Consider the following 15,783-nt stretch of genomic DNA (forward strand, 5'->3'; position numbering starts at 1 on the left):
GGCTGAGGAACGGGAGCATAGCCCGAACCCGCCGACGCACCATACTGGCCACCCGGAGCCAACTGACCCTGCTGAGGCTGAGGAACGGGAGCATAACCCGAACCCGCCGGCGCACCATACTGACCGCCCAGAGCCGACTGGTTCTGCTGCTGATTCGGCGGCATATTGCCCTGCGGAGGCATGGAATGCGGGAAATTGTTGCTCATAGTTCTTCTTCTTTCTTAGCGTGCCTGTGCGAGGCGGGACACGGCGTCGGTCACGTCCTGTTGTTGCTCGGCGATAGACGTCAGACGCAGGAATTCGCGCCTATTCTCGACGGCCTCGGCCAGCATGCGTTCATCGTTATCGATGCGTGCGCGGTCAGGACCGTGCTTGGCCATGAGTCGCTGATCCATGCCCAGCGAGGCGAGGTTGACGAGGAAGGACCGCATGGCTCGCTTGGCCTCGCGTCCGCCACTGCGTGCCCACTTGAGGGCGGCCCTGCGCGCTCGCCTGTCCGTGGCCATCGTGACCTCGCCGGGAATGAGCCACCCGGTACGCACGTACGGGACGAGTCCGACGCGGATCTTCTCGGCTTCCTTCCGGGACAAAATGATGAGCGTGACCGCCCAGATCACGAAGGCTGGCATTTCGATCCCGAGATAGATCAGGACGAAGTAGCGACCCAGGAACGACGCGGTTCCATTCCACACAAAGTGGACGACCATCGCGAAGAACCAGAACACAAGGACAATGCCGGTCTTCGACCAGCCGCGCTTGAACTTAATGAGCGCCAGGGCGAGGCCGATACCTGTCATCGAGGTCGCCATGGCATGCACGAAGGGGCTGGCGATTCCTCGCATAATGAAGGTAAACAGGAGACCGCTGTCTGCGGGATCATCGACCCGGACGAAGTACAGGATGTCCTCGGCGAACATGAATCCACAGGCAGAAAAACCCGCGTAGACGACGCCATCGATAATCGAATTGATGTTGGTTCGACGCACGATGACGACGATGAGAACACCCAACCCCTTGAGGGTCTCTTCGATGAGCGGAGCGATAAAGGTGGCGGCGAGAGCGTTGGATTGATTGACGTCACCGATCGAGAGGACGATGTTTTCCTGAAGGGCCGTGTTCAGGATACCGGCAGAGATCGTGGCAACCCCCGCTCCCCAGAGAAAGAGAGCACCCTTCGTCTTCCACGGCTCAGGCTCCCAGCGGTCGATGAACAGGATGAAGCTGACGACGATGAGCAGAGGAAGGAGCGCGAGAAGGCTCGTCCGGACGAGGGATACGACACCCGATGACGCCGGGCTCAGCCAGAAGATAACGAGCGCGATGAAACCGATGGTGCTGACCGTCGTGATGATGACCTCAAGCCACGGAAACGAATGCCGCGCCTTCGGCGTCTGCCACACGGGCGCAGCATCGTCGGGGGCGGGCGCGGACATGCCGTTCACCATGTCGACGTTGACGCTGCTGATTTTCTTCAGGCGGTAGTCTTCTCCCGGCCCTCCCCAGTGGGTCGTGTTCATGTCAGTATCCCCGTCCGCCGATATGTGTGTCGTCATCAAAGTCAATGGGCTCGGGCACCGGCGCGTGTCCGGCGAGCCGGAGCAATTTTACCATTCGTGCGGAACGCAAGGCGCGGACTCCCGTGACATCGACGTTGTGGACGTTTCGGGTGAGTTCGATACGGTAGCACGTCGCGTCGAGTGCCTCGAGTCTCGCTTTTGCCTGCGGGTCCTCTTCAATACGTGCGCGCACGTCGGGTGTGAGCGTCTCTCGGATCGCGCGTGTCAACGCCGATGCTCGCTCGAGCCGGGCGCTGACCTCGACGCGATCGGCCTGACGCTGAGCGCTTGTGCGCCGGTCGAGCCCGTCTGTCGTGAGCTGATCGCCACCGTCTTGGATGTACGCGCGTGCGGCATCGACGAGGCTGGGGCCACCCGCGCTTTCAAGACCCGCCGCGTGAGCCAGCAGTTCCGCTTCCGAGGCACGACGCAGCAGCAGTCGTGAAAGCGCGTCGCGCGAGGCAAGGATGCGCTGATGGAGGCGATCGAGTCGACGCGCACGCGTGATGGCGACGCCGGCAACGAGGGCTGCCACGACGAGACTCACACAGATCAGAACGACGGTCCAAGGAGAGACGTGAATCATCGGAGGTACTCCTCGTCGTCGCGCCCACGAATCAGGTCACGCGCGCGCCTCGAACCTGAGTCCGCGGGACTGCCCATGGCGATAGCGAGCTTGTAGACTTCAAAGACCTTATCCGCCACGACCTCCCAGTCGTACTGCGCGGACGCACGCTGCCCCGCATCCGCGAGGGCATCGAGTCGCTCGTGGTCACCCAACAGCTCCACAAGCGCTGAAGCAAGCGAGTCGCTGCTACCGGTGTCGAAGAGTGCACCCGCTCGACCATCCTCCAAAACGGCTCGGAAGGCCGGAATGTCGGAGGCCACAACGGTGGTTCGGGCCGCCATCGCCTCGACGAGGACGATACCGAAAGACTCTCCACCAGTCTGCGGTGCCACATAGATCGATGCACCAGCAAGGAGGGATTCCTTCTCCTCATCGCTGATTCCACCCAGGAACGAGACCGAATCACCGAAACGCGCCACAGCCGCGCGAATATCGGGGGCATCTCCGCGCCCGGCGATCAAGAAACGCGCGCCGGGGATGGCCTCGAGAACCCGCTCGATCGCACCGGCGAAAATACCCAATCCCTTACGCGGCTCATCAAGGCGGCCAAGGAACACGATGACCGGTCGTTCGTCCGTCGCAACCCATTGATCGAGGGGCTGAGCCGTGCGGAACGATGCTGTTTCCACGCCGTTCGGGATAATGACGGCATCTCCCCCATGGTGCTCAATCAGGGTACGTCGAGCTTCCTCGGAGACGGCGATGCGCACGCCAATGCGTTCCATGTACAGACGCATCGGAGCCGACGCAATCGCGCGAGACACCGAGCGTCCAAGCGCCGCGTGGAACGTACCCACGAGAGGTGCACTCGACAGCATCGCAGCAGCCATCGACACCGAAGGCACAACGGGTTCATGGACGTGCACGACATCGAAATCGTTGTCCGCCAGCCAGCGACGGGTGCGCGCGAGTGCCTTGGGCTTGATAGAAATATTCGCCACCGAACCGTTGAAGGGAATCGACACTGACGACCCAGCGGATGTGATCCACTCGGGCAGGTCCTCCGAGGTCGACGGCGTCAGCACCTGAACGTCATGTCCGCGGGACCGCAGCTTCAACGCAAGGTCGCGAATATGGAAGCCCACTCCCCCGGGCACGTCCCAGGAGTAGGGGTTCACGATTCCGATCTTCATCGATTCTTCCTCTCGTGCTCGGCCCTCGCGCGCGCCAGGCGCTCGGGGTCAAGATCCTCCACATACACGCGCTGCATCATGTGCCAGTCCTGCGCCTTGGTCGCCATCATGGCGGCAAAATGATCCACCCACGCCTGTGTGAGAGCTTCGACGCGGTTGAGGTCGGGGCGCTCCCGTCCATCTGCATTGATCGGTCCGACGCAACGCACACGCACATCGGCCCCTGTCGGGCTCTCGTTCTCGTAAGTAATGCACGCCGCGAACAGTGGGCGCTCAAGCTTTGTCGCCAGCGCGGCAGGCCCCGCGGCGACGAGTGCCCGCTGCGTCCCAAAATCCACTTCGATACCCGAGCCGGAAATGTCCCGATCCGCCAGAAGCGGCACAATCACGCCCCGCCCGCGCACTCGTTCAACGAGAGTCGAGAAGACAGACTCACCCTTCGCGACGCCGATAACTTCCATACCCAGTCCTTCGCGCAGAGAAACGAAGCGCTCAAAGAGTGACGGAGGCTCAACTTTCTCAGCGACGGTGACGATGCGACGGCCGTGCGCGCAGACCCACGCACCTGCACGGTCCCAGCTGCCCGAATGTCCCAGGGCGAGGACAACAGGTCCATCCTCACTCGCCTGTGCCAAGGCCTCGAATCCCTCAAAGGACACTCCCTCGAGCAACGGTTCACCGCGACGCGATCCGAGCATCAGCTGTTCGGCATAGTTGCGGATATGGGAGCGAACCGCATCGCGTACCTGAGCATCCGATGGATTTTCTCCGGTTAACCGTACCATGTTGGAGGCAAGCCGCTCGATCATGGCTCCCCCACGTCTCGCCGCGATCAATGCACCCGCATCCGCCATGCGCATGACGAGGCGTAGCGGAAGGCGGGGCGCAACAGAAAAAGCGAGCGACAGGGGTGAGAAACTCACTGGGTTCCTTCGTCAATGTGGCGGGCAGTAAACCAAATGCGCTGGCACACCGTGACGAATGAGGCAAACGCCACCCACGTCAGGCCGCACGCGAACACCCACTCCGGCAGGCCGAGACTCATGAGCATGGCCGTTCCCATGCCGATGATGAGCCGGTCGGTTCGCTCGGCGATACCCAACTTGGCCACGACACCTACGGATTCCGCACGCGCGCGAGCATAGGGGACGGCAGCCGCGCCCACGATCGAGCAGATGCCGGCAATGATCGACCACGTGCGCACGAACGTGTTGTCCATCTGGAAGACCGCGTACGCAGTCAGGGAGCCAAACACGGCGCCGTCACCCAGCCGGTCGAGCGTCGAATCAAGGAAGGCACCAAAGCGAGTGCCACCCGTCGTCATGCGTGCAAGCGTCCCATCGACGGAATCGCCGAACATCACGACCGCGAGAGCGATACCTCCCTGCCAGATCCACCCCTGCGGGATGCAGATGACAGCGATTGCGACGGTCGCGACCGTTCCGGCAACCGTCACCATGTTGGGCGTCACCCCCGCGCGCGCTAGGACGCGTGCGAGCGGAGTGAAGATAGCCCTCGTGATAGAACGTCCGTGGTTTCCGAGCATCAGTTCTCCTTGGGCCAGGCGGCGGCCAGCCGGGCGCGGGCGTCCTCAAGCAGCTCGGGGACGGCCTTCGTCTGAGCGATAATCGGCAGGAAATTCGCATCCCCCAGCCAGCGCGGAACAACGTGCTGGTGCAGGTGAGCCGCGATACCGGCCCCAGCGACCTCACCCTGGTTCATCCCCAGATTGAAGCCTGCCGGGGCAGCGACGGCACGTGTCACTCGCATGGCGGTGGCCGTCAGGTCACCCAGCTCGATGCGTTCCTCGTCGGTGAGCTCCGTGTAGTCGGAGACATGGCGGTACGGGCACACGAGCAGGTGCCCGGAGTTATAGGGAAACAGATTCATGAGGACGAAGCAGGTGCGTCCCCGGTAGACAATCAGGCCCGACTGGTCGTCCTTACCGGGTGCCGTACAAAACGGGCATCCGACATCCGAGGCATCCGAAGGCTTCCCTTCACCGCGGATGTAGGCCATCCGATAGGGGGTCCAGAAACGACCGAAGCCGTCCGGGACACCCGCGAGCGAGCGGGCGTCCTCGGTGGGCAACGGGCCGTTCGGGGTACCGATCGAGTCGGAACCGGCGTCGCGGCTCATGTCTCTCACGCCTCGTCGAGGCCGTCGATCTGGTCCGCGTTGTTGCGTGCCTCGATATGACGAACGATCAGCTCGATCGCGCGGTCAACGGCAATACCGTTGTGCTGCGAACCGTCACGCAGGCGGAAGGACACGGCGCCAGCCTCGACGTCCTCGCCACCCGCGATGAGCGTGAAGGGAACCTTGTCCTTGGAGGCGTTGCGGATCTTCTTACCGAAACGGTCGTCCGACAGGTCGGTCTCGACGCGCACGCCACGCTCACGCAGCTTGGCAGCGACGTCCTTGACGTAGTCATCGAAGGCCTCGGCGACGGGGATGAGACGCACCTGGACGGGAGACAGCCACGCCGGGAACGCACCCGCGTAGTGCTCGGTGAGAACGCCGATGAAACGTTCGACGGATCCGAGCTTCGCGGAGTGGATCATGACGGGGCGCTGACGGCTACCATCGGCCGCCGTGTACTCCAGGTCGAAGCGCTCAGGTTGGTTGAAGTCGTACTGGATCGTCGACATCTGCCAGGTGCGGCCAATCGCGTCCTTGACCTGGACAGAGACCTTGGGACCGTAGAAGGCGGCGCCACCCGGATCGGGAACGAGGTCGAGACCGGTCGCAGCGCAGGCATCCTCGAGGGCCTTCGTGGCGGCAGCCCAATCCTCGTCCGAGCCGATGAACTTGTCCTTCTTCTTACCGTCCTCGTCGCGCGTGGACAGCTCGAGGTAGAAGTCCTTCAGACCGAAGGCGGACAGGATCGACAGGAAGAACTCGATCTGGCTGCGGATTTCCTCCGAGGCCTGCTCCGGGGTGCAGTAGGTGTGCGAGTCGTCCTGCGTGAAGCCGCGCATGCGGGTCAGGCCGTGGACGACACCGCTCTTTTCATAGCGGTAGTCGTGGCCCAGCTCGTAGAAGCGCAGGGGCAGCTCACGGTAGGAGCGGCCGCGCGAACGGAAAATGAGGTTGTGCATCGGGCAGTTCATGGCCTTGAGGTAATACTCCTGGCCTGCCTTCGTCACGTTGCCGTCCTCGTCGCGCTCTTCATCGACGAGCATGGGCGGGAACATCGTGTCCGCGTAGTAGGGCAGGTGGCCCGACGTGTGGAAGAGACCGCCCTTGGAGATCTCGGGGGTGTGCACGAAGTCGAAACCGGCCTTCTTATGACGGTCGGTCACGTAGGACTCGATCTCGTGGCGCAGGATGCCGCCCTTGGGGTGGAAGACAACGAGGCCGGGGCCGATCTCCTCGGGGAAAGAGTACAGGTCCAGCTCGGCGCCGAGGCGACGGTGATCGCGGCGCTCGGCCTCCTTGATGCGCTCCTGGTAGGCGACGAGGTCTTCCTTGGTGGCCCACGCGGTGCCGTAGATGCGCTGGAGCTGATCGTTCGATTGATCGCCCTTCCAGTAGGCAGCCGAGGCCTTGGTCAGCGCGAAGCCGTTACCGATGAGCTTGGTGGAGGGCAGGTGGGGACCGCGGCACAGGTCCTTCCACGCGACGGAGCCGTCGCGTCGGACGTTGTCGTACATGGTGAGCGTGGCGCCGCCAACCTCGACGGAAGCGCCCTCTGCGCCCTTACCCTTGGTGGTGACGAGCTCAAGCTTGTAGGGCTGAGCGGCGAGCTCGACGACTGCTTCCTCTTCGGAGATTTCGCGGCGCACGAAGCGCTGCCCCTCCTTGACGATGCGCTTCATGCGCTTCTCGAGCTCGCGCAGCAGCTCCGGGGTGACTGCGTCGATGTTGCCGAAGTCGTAGTAGAAACCGTCGGTGATGAAGGGGCCGATGCCGAGGTTCACGTCCGGGAAAACGTCCTGGACGGCCTGGGCGAGCACGTGCGTAGCGCTGTGACGCAGGATGTTTAGGCCGTCCTCGCTAGCCAGCGTGATGGCCTCGACGGTCGTGCCCTCCTCGAAGGGAGTCTCGAGGTCGCGCGGAGTTCCGTCAACCTTGATAGCGACGACATCGCGAGACTTCTCGAACCACGTCGTGCCCGTGGTCCCCGCCGGTACGGTCTGTTCATGTCCGTCAATGACGAGCGAGATATCGGGCACTGTGTCTCCTAGTTTCATGAGGTACGCGAAATTGTGTTGTTAGTGGGATTCTATCCCCGTGGCGCGAACGCTTCAGGAGCGGGCACGCCAGTCCTTGACGGCTTTCGCCGCGCTGAGGGCGCGATAGGTCGCCTTTTTGATCGGCATGTCCCATCCGCCGGGAACGTCTGTGAAGTGTGAGGCAAACGCGCTCTTGTACTTGCCGACGCTGTAGAGCTCGGGGCAGCGCGGCGAGTGCGCACCCATGAGATCGAATTCGCGCACGCCGTCACGGGCGAGGAATTCGGCGGCCAGGAAGTCCAGGACCGGGGGCTGGCGCAGGCGTCGGCCGGCCTCGGTGGAGGCGCCGTACTCGGCCTGCGCGCGGATTCCCTCGACGAGGCAGAAGTCCCAGCACAAGATGTTGCCCTCGGCGTCGCGCATCGAGAAGATACGCGCGTGCTTGGGGCCGAGGATCGTCAGGAGCGTGAGGTAGTAGTCCTTGGGGTGCGGGCGGAAGCCGTCTCGCTGGGCGGTCTCTTCCATGACGGCGTAGTACTCGTCAATGACCTCGGCCGCGTTCGCGGTGTCCTCGTGGAAGGTGATGCCCTCGGCCTTGCCCTTCTTCAGGCCCGAGCGGATGGAGCGCTTGCCGGCCTTGGGCATGGCGGCGAGGATTGCCTCCTCGCTCTTTCCGCTGGTGTCGATGACGACGGTGCGGTCGTAGGAGATTGTCTGCAGCGGCATGCACAGATCGGGGTGCTGGTAGATGGCGTGCAGGCGCACAAAGGCGACCGACTTATCCTTCGCCTTGATTTCACGCAGGAGGTCGGCACGCAGTGCCGCTTCGCGCTCGGGGGTCGCTTCCTTCACCCATGCCGGTCCCCACTTGGCCCACAAGTAGTGGACGCCGCGCACGGAGTACTTGTAGAGCGTGATGAACGCGATCTTCGAGTCGTCTTCGCACCACGCGTAGCGACCCCACACCCCGTGTCCCTGGGATTCCTCGAACGTCTCCCACACGCACGTCTGCTCGATGGGAAGTGAACGGTCCTGGAAGCCAGAGACCGCAGCGATCTTATCGTCCTTGGAAATGGGCACGAGTGCGGTTGTCGTCATGGTGTCCTCGTTGGTCGGAATTATCGGTCGCGTAGGGGGTCAGTCTATCAGGGCCTACTCCCCCGCCGACGAGGCCGGGGCTAGGCACGGAAAAGAGGTGACGTCAGTAGGACGTCTCGGTAGGCTCCGGATAGTAGCGGGCAAACTTACGACGATGGTTCTGCTTCTGGAGCCACACGGTGAGGTTACGTCGCAGATCTTTTTCCGTCGGGTTCAGGAGCAGGTCGAAGCGGCGCCCCTCACGGATGATGCGTGTGACGCGCGTTCGCAGCTCGGGATCGGTGATGTAGTGCAGGAGCAGCGAGTCCGGAACGAGGGTATACAGGATTTCATCCTTGGCCTGAACCTGCTCACATTCCTGCCCGTCGATAAGGTCTGCGACCATCGGGATCATCGGGTTCGCACCAGCAGCGGCCATATACCAATTGTTACGGCCAATTCGAGGGTTGACCTCGAAGAAGAGGGCACGACCGTCGCGAGGATCGATCTTCACGTCAAAGTTTGCGAATCCGCGATACCCGTTCTCGGTGAGCAGCGTGCATGCGTCGGCCCACAGCTGGGGGAAGTCTTCGGTGATCATGGCAACCGGGTTGCCGATCATTGTGGGGGCGTGATCCTCCAGCAGGACGCGGGCCGAACCGATGAGCGTCACCTTCCCATGCGAGTCGACATAGGCCGTGATCGATCGCATCGCCGTGTTGTCCCCGGGGATCAGCTCCTGGACCAGGAAAGTATCGCGGAATCCTGCATCCTTCAGGGTCTTCCAGAGTTGCGCCAGCTCCTCGGGCGTATCGATGAACCAGATCTTGCGCTTACCGTCGAAATCGAGAACGTCGTAGGGCTCGCCCTTTGCGGACTTGGCGACAACCGGGAAACTGAACGGAATGTCCGGGGCGACCCAGGCCTCGTCGTCAACGTCGGAAAAATCGACCGCGACCGTGCCCGGCGAGTCAATCCCCGCGCGCTCACACGCGCGCGCAAACTCTTCCTTATCAGTGAGTCGATCCATGACCTCCTCTGTGGGGAACGGCAGCGCGTAGTGGCGCGAGAGCATCTCCATGTTCCGAGCAACGAACGCCGAGAAGATGTCGTGGTTCGCCATCAGGATGAGTTTCTTGTCCGCATGCTCACCGGCGATGCTCATCAGGACGTCGAGGAGCTGCGCATCGCTCGCGTGGGCGCTCACGTGCCGGACATCAAAAAAGTGTGACCGCGTGATCGACTCCGTGGGTTGGGAGCCGACGCAGATGCATCGGCAACCGAATGCTTCGTTGAAACAGCGCCCGATTCCATACACGCCGAAGTCTCCACCGATGATGACAGGCAGAATGTCGTCGCGGGGCGCCAGGGGGCGAGGCCGGGTCAGGTAGTCGATTGTCATGCCACAAGCCTAGCGCCTGGTAGGATACAGAACTATCCCTGAGACCTCTCTCACCTCGACGAAAGTTCGCTATGAGTTCGCCATTTTCGCAGCACAATCAACAGCCGTTCCAGCCTCAGCAGGGCGCAGGCGGATACCCCCAGCAGGGAGGCTATCCTCAGGGCGGAAACCAGCAGGGCGGCTACCCCCAGCAGTCTCCTCAGGTCGGCTACGGTGCTTCCCCGTACGGCCAGCCCGCCTACCCTGGCGGGCCGATGGGCCCGCAGCCTTCGGGCTCCAACAACGGAAAGATCATCGCGATCATTGCTGGCTCTTTTGTCGTTGCCCTCGTCGTGGCAATAGTCATCTATGTCGTGTTCGCATACGCCTCGTCTTCCGCTCGAGACGACCGTTCAGCAAGCCCCTCGCCCACATCGTCAAGCTCTCCGTCATACGGATCAAAGCCCACGAGCCAGCCTTCTTCATCGCCCACCTACGGCTCCAAGCCTTCACCGACGTCGGGAACTGGCACCGGCACGGGCTCCTCGAAAGGCTCGAATGGATCGAATGGCGGATCCGACCCGGCAGTCGAGAAGATGATTAAGTCCACCTGCGAGAGCCAGATCAACACGGCAATCAAGGGCGCATTGATCACGAATCAGCAGCTCACCCTTGTTTCCTCGACCTCGAGTAAGCAAACCTACGAGTACACGGGTCACGTGACCGGCAGGAAAGCCAAAAACAACGAGGCCGTCGACGGCGATTTCAACTGCAAGGCAGACTATGACCCGGCGACGGGTCTGATTGAGACGACCTTCCAGTAGAAACAACGCCCGTCCAGTTGCTCGTCTTACCTTTCCGAGGCATTCAGCGACTGGAGGATCGGCCACATTCTCCGAACGTCTCGCTCCATCGACATCAGGGAGTCCCCATGTCCAACCCCTACGGCCCCAACCAGTCATCTCAATGGGGCGGCCCTCAGGCGCCGAACGGTCAGTATCCAATCGGCACGCAGGGTGGGGCAACGTACGGAGCACCGTCTGCGCCTCGGTCCGCGGGCGGGATGGGCACGGGATATGGGCAGAGCCAGGGCGCCTACTATGGCACACCGCCTGTCCTGCCCCAGATGCAGCCCGCCGGTGGCCCCTCCTACGGATCTGGCGGTGGTATGCCACCGAGGAAAGACTCGCACGCAGGACTCATCATCGGCATTATCGTTGCCGTCCTCGTCATCCTCCTCATGATCGTTTTTGCTGCGGTCGCGACGAGCAACAGACCTCGGTCATCGGGGCAGGCACCCGCGTCTGGAACACCGACGGCATCAGCCCCCACGGATTCCTCGTCTGGGTCCTCCTCGGGCTCGTCGTCCGGTTCCTCGTCGGGATCATCGTCCGGCTCCGGGCACGGCTCTTCCAAGCCTCGAGACAAGAACGGGAACGACCCACTCACCGATAGCGAGGAGTCCAGTGTTCTCGCCGAGTGCAAGAGCGCTCTCAGTAAGTCCGCGGCATCGGGGAACCTCACGGAATGGACGATTCAGCGCGATGGTAAGACCGACCAGGGCAATCCGCAGTACGTCATGAAGGGCACCTTCGAAGGGACGATCGCATCCGGCAAGAATGGCACGTTCGCGTTCACCTGCAATGCCATCCAGGATCTGAGCAACGGACGGTATATCGCCAACGCAACGCTCGATACGAAGTAAGTCGCCCCCGCGAGTTCTCATGATCCACCGCCCGGAACTGCTCCCCGACACGTACACCAGCGCCTCACCCTGGTGGAAAAACGCCGTCCTCTACCAGGTTTACCCCCGATCGTTTCAGGATACGAATGGCGACGGCATCGGCGACCTAGAGGGCATCTGTTCGCGCCTGGACTACTTGGCAGATCTGGGCATCGACATCGTGTGGATCTCCCCTATCTATCGATCTCCGCAGGCAGACAACGGCTACGACATCTCGGACTATCGAGATATCGATCCACTCTTCGGGGACCTCGCGGCCTTTGATCGTCTGGTCGCACGCGCGCATGAGCTCGGTATGCGCATTGTGATGGATCTCGTCGTCAACCACACGTCAATCGAGCACCCGTGGTTTCTCGAGTCTGCCTCGTCCGTTCATTCACCGCGCCGCGACTGGTATTACTGGCGTGACGCACGCCCCGGCATGGAGCCGGGAACACCCGGTGCGCAGCCGAACAACTGGGAGTCGTTTTTTGGTGGGTCGGCCTGGGAGTTCGACCCTCGATCAGGCCAGTATTACCTGCACCTTTTTGCCCGCGAGCAGCCCGATCTGAACTGGGAGAACCCCCGGGTGCGCGAAGCCGTCTACGAAATGATGAACTGGTGGCTGGACCGTGGCGTTGACGGTTTCCGAGTGGATGCCATCGACGTAATCTCTAAGGCACCAGGGCTCCCCGATGGTGGCCCGGCTCGCGCCCCATTCGGTGTCGGGCATGAGCTCTACGCGGATGGCCCTCGCCTGCACGAGTTCTTACAGGAGATGAACGCGCGAACGTTCGCCCACCATCCGGGTACCTTCACGGTCGGCGAGGCCTCGAACGCGTCTCCTGAGTCCGCGCTGCTGTTCTGCGCGCCGGAGCGCGGTGAGTTCAACATGCTCATTCAGTTTGAACACATGAATGTGGGGCTCGAAGACGGGAAGTTCTCTCCTCGCCCCCTTCAGGAGGGCGAGCTCGCCGATGTCTTCACTCGTTGGCAGGAGACGCTCGGACAACGCGGCTGGAACGCTCTGTATCTGGAGAACCACGATCAGCCTCGTTCGGTCGCCCGATTCGGCGATGCTGAGGCGTATTGGCGAGAGTCGGCTACGGCCCTCGCGACAGCTTACTTGCTGCAGCGCGGGACACCTTTCATCTATCAGGGTCAGGAAATAGGGATGCTCGGAGGTTCTTTCTCGGCACCCTCCGATTTCCGTGACATTGAATCCCTCAACTATTTGGCCAGTTGCAGCGATGACCACATACCAGCGGGGGTGGCCGCGATGTCGCGCGATAACGGGCGCACCCCCATGCAGTGGGACGACTCCCCCACCGCCGGTTTCACCTCCGCCCATCCCTGGATCAGCATCCCGCCGTCGGCTTCTCGGATCAACGTCGCGGCGCAAATGCAGGATCCCAGCTCAATCCTGTCGTATTACAAGGCGCTGATCGATGCTCGCCACCGCATTCCCGCACTGACTGACGGCACATTCGATCGGATCGACGTCGGTGATCCCGCGCTCTTCACGTACTGTCGCCGCACGTCGTGCAGCGAGGTTCTCGTGATGGTGAACCTCTCGGGTACCGCTCGTGCGCCGTACTTCCCCTCCCCCGACGAGGCGTGGACGCCGTCACGCTGGACACTGTACCTGGGCAATGTGGACGAGCCGGGCGCAGGTGGTTCTCCTGACGGGCAGAACGAGGAGGATTGTTCCCTCCCCCCATGCGCATCGATGAGACCGTGGGAGGCTCGCGTCTACGTGCGCGCTCTGTGAGCGCCTCGCGATCGGAAACGCTCCTCGGTGCGTCTATCCGTATCCCGATAGCCGTACGCTCGCGCACATGCGGCAGGATCACGCGGAAAAGCGCGGATGAGAAGAGGTCGTCTTCTCATCCGCGCTTCTTTCAGGGAATGTGTCAGCTGCGACGGCGCTGCGCGATCACCAGCGACACTCCTGCAATTGCCACGAGGCCCGTCAGGAAGCCGAGGCTCGCCGCATCTGTGCCCGTCTTCGCCAGACGCGGCGTCGGAGGTGTCGACGGGGTCGACGTGGGCGTTGGCGTCGGTGTCGGCGTGGGGCTCTCCGACGGCGTGGGCGTTGGCGTCGGTGTCGGCGTGGGGCTCTCCGACGGCGTGGGGCTCTCCGACGGCGTGGGCGTGGGCGTCGGAGTCGGAGTCGGCGTAGGCGTCGGAGTCGGCGTAGGCGTCGGCGTCGGAGTCGGCGTGGGCGTCGGACTCTCCGACGGCGTCGGTGTGGGCGTCGACGTCGGAGTAGGCGTCGGTGTCGGCGTCGGAGTAGGTGTCGGCGTCGGCGTCGGAGTAGGTGTCGGCGTCGGCGTCGGAGTAGGCGTCGGCGTCGGCGTCGGGGCGAGCTTGTTGTTGAGCGTCAGCGCGAAGACGTTATCCTCGCTCAGCGTGAACGTCGCCTCGCGGTTACCGGCCTTGAGAGCAACACCCTGCGCGGTCCCGAAGATGCGGCTCTCGGCCTCGTTCCAGGTGACACCATCGGCGGTAGGAAGCTCGCCCTCGGAGACAGTCACCTGCGTACCAAGGGGCAACGTTCCTGGATAGGTGTACTTCTTGCCCGCCTTCACGATCGCCTGGTAGGTCTTGTTCACTGACGGATCGGCGTCATTCTTCAGGGTGATGTTGAGGGTGTAGTTGAGGTCCTTGGCCCCCTCGGGCAGCTCGCCGTCAACCTTCTTGACCACCGAGAAGGTCTGATGGGCGAAGGCGTCCGCCACCGCGCCAAAACGCGCAACCTTGGTAACAGGCGCGACATTCTTACCCGGAACAGTGAAGTTGACCGTATTAGTGAACTTACCTGCCACATCTGAGGCACGCGTAGCACCCTCAACACGGCTCGGGATCTCAACGATCGCGGACTGGTGAGCAGGGATCGTCGGGAAGTTGACCGTAACCTTCTGCGGGGTGCACGTAACTGTGGAGCCTGCGCCAAAGGCGCCGTTGGACGTGTCCTTGCTCTGACGCTTACCCTCGGGAGTGGTCGGATCAACGACGACGAAGGTGTGCTTCTTGACGTAGTCGGTCACTGTCGCGCAGTCAAAGGACCAGTCCTCACCTGCAGGAACCTCGTCAACAATCGATCCTCCGGTGACGGACTGCTCCCCGGCAGGAAAGATGACACGCCACATGATGGCCTTATTCTCGTCACCGTCTTCGCTGTCGTTCAGTCCGAGCCAGCCTTCCTTGGCATAGCGGGCCTCACCAGTCGGCTTCACGACCATATTGAGCGTGCTTGCCAATACCTTGTTGCCGACCTGAACTTGGAAGTTCTCCTTCGCGGGTCCGGTATAGCGAACCATTGCGCTCGTCGTGACGGAACCGGCCCATTGCGCAGCAGAGTCGGCATTCTCGTTAAAGACAACGGTGACAATGCCGTCGGTCCCCCACGTACCGCAACCAACGACGACACCGTTTGCAGAGCGAACGTCGAAGGTGCGTTCAGCGGTGGGTCGCAGGATTGGCTGGCCGCTACCGGCCTCGGCGACGGTCGCGTCGTAGGTGAAGAAGTCACCGGCCTTGACAGCCCCCTTTGTCTTCCAAGGAAGCTTCACTCCGAGATCCCACAGATCAGCAACCGTCTTGGCCTGACTCCCCTGGGGGTTGACCAGCTGCACGTTGTCCCAGTCGAGATCAACCTTGTCATTGACGTTCGTCGTCGGGGCGGGGCATGCGAGTGCCGTAGCGGACGCAGTGCCGGTCGTAGATAGCTGCAGAGCACCAAAGAAAGTCAGTACCAATGCAAAAGCCACAAGAAGTGCGCTAAGCCGACTGCTCTTGAACGCGACCATAAATTACTCCTGTCGATGGGCGTGAGGCTATGTCGCCTCAAGCACATAATTATAGAGTAACGACACAAAATAGCCCACAATTGCACAATCAGAGAGAAACTATTTCGATATAATTTTGCTGTCAAACAGCTCTTACCTGTATATCTATAGATTCAGAAAGCACTGAGTAAATCACCCATTTTAATTTCCCGCACAGCAGGTCAATCAGGCTTGACCAGCACAAACGCATATGCGACTCAAAAATGTGCTTCATCACATTATCTGCCATTCCTGACGATTGTTGAGCCCAACCACC

Annotated in this window: 13 protein-coding genes and 1 pseudogene; 3 read left to right on the forward strand and 11 right to left on the reverse strand. The window is 62.0% G+C overall.

Annotated elements, in window-relative coordinates; all coding sequences use genetic code 11:
- The 10 genes and pseudogenes from HMPREF1478_RS10895 to HMPREF1478_RS09125 form a co-directional block, all read right to left on the reverse strand.
- A pseudogene (locus HMPREF1478_RS10895) lies at positions 1-206 on the reverse strand (hypothetical protein); the annotation flags it as partial.
- A gap of 15 nt (positions 207-221) precedes the next feature.
- Positions 222-1,517 carry a PrsW family intramembrane metalloprotease gene (locus HMPREF1478_RS09085; protein ID WP_016461778.1) on the reverse strand — a complete coding sequence of 432 codons (1,296 nt, stop codon included), beginning with the start codon at positions 1,515-1,517 and terminating at the stop codon, positions 222-224.
- Position 1,518: 1 nt separating this feature from the next.
- A complete protein-coding gene (locus HMPREF1478_RS09090) occupies positions 1,519-2,142 on the reverse strand; it encodes a hypothetical protein (RefSeq protein ID WP_016461779.1) in 624 nt (207 codons plus the stop codon).
- The gene (locus HMPREF1478_RS09095; protein ID WP_016461780.1) at positions 2,139-3,317 is read right to left on the reverse strand and encodes a glycosyltransferase family 4 protein; all 1,179 of its coding nucleotides are present in this window, start codon (positions 3,315-3,317) and stop codon (positions 2,139-2,141) included. The genes HMPREF1478_RS09090 and HMPREF1478_RS09095 overlap by 4 nt, the downstream gene beginning before the upstream one ends.
- Positions 3,314-4,240 carry a phosphatidylinositol mannoside acyltransferase gene (locus HMPREF1478_RS09100; RefSeq protein WP_016461781.1) on the reverse strand — a complete coding sequence of 309 codons (927 nt, stop codon included), beginning with the start codon at positions 4,238-4,240 and terminating at the stop codon, positions 3,314-3,316. Before HMPREF1478_RS09100 ends, HMPREF1478_RS09095 begins: the two co-directional genes overlap by 4 nt.
- A complete protein-coding gene (pgsA, locus tag HMPREF1478_RS09105) occupies positions 4,237-4,863 on the reverse strand; it encodes a phosphatidylinositol phosphate synthase (protein ID WP_016461782.1) in 627 nt (208 codons plus the stop codon). Before pgsA ends, HMPREF1478_RS09100 begins: the two co-directional genes overlap by 4 nt.
- Complete coding sequence (locus HMPREF1478_RS09110) at positions 4,863-5,456, reverse strand: HIT family protein (protein ID WP_016461783.1); 594 nt, start codon at positions 5,454-5,456, stop codon at positions 4,863-4,865. The genes pgsA and HMPREF1478_RS09110 overlap by 1 nt, the downstream gene beginning before the upstream one ends.
- A gap of 5 nt (positions 5,457-5,461) precedes the next feature.
- Complete coding sequence (thrS, locus tag HMPREF1478_RS09115; protein WP_016461784.1) at positions 5,462-7,495, reverse strand: threonine--tRNA ligase; 2,034 nt, start codon at positions 7,493-7,495, stop codon at positions 5,462-5,464.
- Positions 7,496-7,567: 72 nt separating this feature from the next.
- A complete protein-coding gene (locus HMPREF1478_RS09120) occupies positions 7,568-8,593 on the reverse strand; it encodes a lipid II:glycine glycyltransferase FemX (RefSeq protein WP_016461785.1) in 1,026 nt (341 codons plus the stop codon).
- Between the two features lie 103 nt (positions 8,594-8,696).
- Positions 8,697-9,974, reverse strand: a complete 1,278-nt coding sequence (locus HMPREF1478_RS09125; RefSeq protein WP_016461786.1) for a carboxylate--amine ligase — start codon at positions 9,972-9,974, stop codon at positions 8,697-8,699.
- Positions 9,975-10,045: 71 nt separating this feature from the next.
- Between HMPREF1478_RS09125 and HMPREF1478_RS09130 the strand changes: the two genes are divergently transcribed.
- The 3 genes from HMPREF1478_RS09130 to HMPREF1478_RS09140 all read left to right on the forward strand — a co-directional run bounded on the left by HMPREF1478_RS09130 (position 10,046) and on the right by HMPREF1478_RS09140 (position 13,447).
- Positions 10,046-10,777, forward strand: coding sequence for a hypothetical protein (locus HMPREF1478_RS09130; RefSeq protein WP_016461787.1), 732 nt, complete (start codon positions 10,046-10,048; stop codon positions 10,775-10,777).
- Between the two features lie 107 nt (positions 10,778-10,884).
- The gene (locus HMPREF1478_RS09135; RefSeq protein ID WP_016461788.1) at positions 10,885-11,658 is read left to right on the forward strand and encodes a hypothetical protein; all 774 of its coding nucleotides are present in this window, start codon (positions 10,885-10,887) and stop codon (positions 11,656-11,658) included.
- 19 nt (positions 11,659-11,677) lie between these two features.
- A complete protein-coding gene (locus HMPREF1478_RS09140; RefSeq protein ID WP_016461789.1) occupies positions 11,678-13,447 on the forward strand; it encodes a glycoside hydrolase family 13 protein in 1,770 nt (589 codons plus the stop codon).
- 142 nt (positions 13,448-13,589) lie between these two features.
- Here the strand turns inward: HMPREF1478_RS09140 and HMPREF1478_RS09145 are convergent, their stop codons facing one another.
- Positions 13,590-15,488 (reverse strand): DUF5979 domain-containing protein, encoded by a 1,899-nt coding sequence (locus tag HMPREF1478_RS09145; protein ID WP_016461790.1) that lies wholly within the window; start codon positions 15,486-15,488, stop codon positions 13,590-13,592.
- Positions 15,489-15,783: the final 295 nt, after the last annotated feature.

The organism is Actinomyces sp. HPA0247 (genome assembly GCA_000411415.1).
Classification (GTDB): Bacteria; Actinomycetota; Actinomycetes; order Actinomycetales; family Actinomycetaceae; genus Pauljensenia.

What these genes read in the sequence shown, in the direction of transcription:
- HMPREF1478_RS09085 (WP_016461778.1), bottom strand. Translation starts at nt 1,517, where the DNA reads ATGAACACGACCCACTGGGGAGGGCCGGGAGAAGACTACCGCCTGAAG.
- HMPREF1478_RS09090 (WP_016461779.1), bottom strand. Translation starts at nt 2,142, where the DNA reads ATGATTCACGTCTCTCCTTGGACCGTCGTTCTGATCTGTGTGAGTCTC.
- HMPREF1478_RS09095 (WP_016461780.1), bottom strand. Translation starts at nt 3,317, where the DNA reads ATGAAGATCGGAATCGTGAACCCCTACTCCTGGGACGTGCCCGGGGGA.
- pgsA (WP_016461782.1), bottom strand. Translation starts at nt 4,863, where the DNA reads ATGCTCGGAAACCACGGACGTTCTATCACGAGGGCTATCTTCACTCCG.
- HMPREF1478_RS09110 (WP_016461783.1), bottom strand. Translation starts at nt 5,456, where the DNA reads ATGAGCCGCGACGCCGGTTCCGACTCGATCGGTACCCCGAACGGCCCG.
- HMPREF1478_RS09120 (WP_016461785.1), bottom strand. Translation starts at nt 8,593, where the DNA reads ATGACGACAACCGCACTCGTGCCCATTTCCAAGGACGATAAGATCGCT.
- HMPREF1478_RS09125 (WP_016461786.1), bottom strand. Translation starts at nt 9,974, where the DNA reads ATGACAATCGACTACCTGACCCGGCCTCGCCCCCTGGCGCCCCGCGAC.
- HMPREF1478_RS09130 (WP_016461787.1), top strand. Translation starts at nt 10,046, where the DNA reads ATGAGTTCGCCATTTTCGCAGCACAATCAACAGCCGTTCCAGCCTCAG.
- HMPREF1478_RS09135 (WP_016461788.1), top strand. Translation starts at nt 10,885, where the DNA reads ATGTCCAACCCCTACGGCCCCAACCAGTCATCTCAATGGGGCGGCCCT.
- HMPREF1478_RS09140 (WP_016461789.1), top strand. Translation starts at nt 11,678, where the DNA reads ATGATCCACCGCCCGGAACTGCTCCCCGACACGTACACCAGCGCCTCA.
- HMPREF1478_RS09145 (WP_016461790.1), bottom strand. Translation starts at nt 15,488, where the DNA reads ATGGTCGCGTTCAAGAGCAGTCGGCTTAGCGCACTTCTTGTGGCTTTT.